Here is a 2091-nt window from a genome sequence, read left to right as displayed (position 1 = left end):
TCAGATAGTCGATCCCGTACCCGTCCGCGCTCGTCCCCGTGATCGTGAACTTCGCGTTCACGCTCCGGTTCAGTCCGTTCGTCACGCTCACCGTCGGTACGGCCGTGTCGTACGTGAAGTTCCGCGTGTACGTCCCGCTGTCGCTCACGTTCCCGGCATTGTCCAATGCCTGCACGTACAGCGTCTTCGCTCCTTCCGCTCCCAACGTCGACAACGCCACCGTCGCGCTCCACGAGCTCGTCCCCGTCGCGTCCTGCCAGTCCGACCCGTTGTTCGTGAACGAATACTGCGCCTTCGTCACCCCTGACCCGCTCGTATCCGCTGCCGTCCCGCTGATCGTGTAGCTCGTTCCTCCCACGACCTCAAGATTCGTCGGCGCGCTGATCGTCGCCGTCGGATCCGTGATGTCGTACCTCACCGTCCGCGTCACACTCTCCGTCTTCCCTGCCGCGTCCGTCACCGTGATCACGTACTCGTACTCGCCGTCGGCCGCTGACGTCAACAACTGTGCCCCTATCGACCCAGTGTCCCTCGGCAAAGTCCCCAGGCTCCAGCTCGTCGTCCCTGACACCCCGTTCGTCGTGATCGCTATCGCGCTCCCTGCTCCCTTCTTCTGCGTCGCGCTCACCGATACGATCGCCTGCGCATTGTCGTCGCTCGACGTACCGCTCAACCCAAACCCGACGTTCACGTTCGCCGACGGCGTGCTCGACGTCAGACTCGGCTTGTTCAGGTCCACCCCAAACGCCCGCGACGTCGAAGAGCTCACGTTGTCGCTCGTGTCCACTGCACGCAGCCAGATCGTGTGGCTGTCCTCGGCCAAACTCGTCAGGCTCGCTGTCCAGCTCGTCGTCCCGCTCGCCTTCGTCCACCCGGCCGTCGTCCAGTCAAGGTCCGTCGTCACAGTCCCCGGCAGAGCTATCTCGCTCGCTCCCATCACGTAGTACAGCGCCCGCACTCCCGTCAGGTCCGACGATATCCCGTTCACCGTCACGTCCGCGCTTCCTGACCATGAACTCGCCGCCGGATTCGTCACCGTCACCGTCGGTCCTGTCGCGTCAAACCTCACCGTCCGCGTCAGACTCGTCGTCTTCCCCGACAGGTCCGTCACCGTCACCACGTACTCGTACAGCCCGTCCACCAATGCCTGCGTCCCGATGTCCGCGGAATCCCTCGGCAACGTCCCCAAGCTCCAGCTCGTCGTCCCGCTCACTCCGTTCGTCGTGATCGCTATCGCCGATCCCTCGTCCTTCTTCTGCGTCACGCTCACGCTCAACACGCCTCGCGTGTCCGACGACGTCCCGCTTAAGCCAAAACTCGCCTTCCGGTTCACCACAGACGGACTACCGATCACCTCGGTCAGACTCGGATTCCCCTGGTCGATGTCGAACTCCACGCTCGTCGCTACGCTCCGGTTCGCCGAGCTGTCTTCCGCGATCGCGTGCAGATACCACTTACCTTCCGCTCTCCCTGTGTCCGCTCCGCCTCCGTCCACGTCCAAGTCGTCCGTGAAGCTCCAGTTCCCGCTCGTCGCCACTTCCGTATACCCGCCGTCTGACGGCGTCGTCGTGTACCCTGGCGCGCTCGCTCCGCTCGTGATCTGGTACCACGCCTTCGCCATCCCTACGCCCGCGTCGCTCGTCGTTCCACGGAACGTGTACGCTGACCCCGAGAGCGCGTTCACTCCCGTCTGCCCGCTCGCAGGCGCGCTGATCGTGTTCGTCCCAGGAGCAGACGTGTCGATCCTCACCGTCACCGTCGCCACCACGCTGTCCTTGCCTGCCAAGTCCCGCGCAGTAATCTGGTATACGTACTCACCGTCCGCCAACAGATACGTCCCCGGCACCGCCGGATTCCTCGGTAGCTCGGACAGCGTGAAGCTCGTCGTTCCTACCAGGTCCGTCCCCGATACCGTCACCGCTCCGCCTGCGTCCTTGTTCTGCGTAATCGTCAGATAGTCGATCCCGTACCCGTCCGCGCTCGTCCCCGTGATCGTGAACTTCGCGTTCACGCTCCGGTTCAGTCCGTTCGTCACGCTCACCGTCGGTACGGCCGTGTCGTACGTGAAGTTCCGCGTGTACGTCCCGCTGT

1 protein-coding gene is annotated in these 2091 nt (G+C 63.9%); it reads right to left on the bottom strand.

The window, feature by feature from the left end; genetic code table 11:
* On the bottom strand, positions 1-2091 hold a 2091-nt coding region (locus Q8M85_RS22590), incomplete at both ends, for a hypothetical protein (protein WP_305549093.1).

It is taken from the genome of Tabrizicola sp., assembly GCF_030694085.1.
GTDB lineage: Bacteria > Pseudomonadota > Alphaproteobacteria > Rhodobacterales > Rhodobacteraceae > Tabrizicola.
Note: the sequence above shows the minus strand (reverse complement) of the source record. Positions and strands in the feature narration are given on the sequence as shown.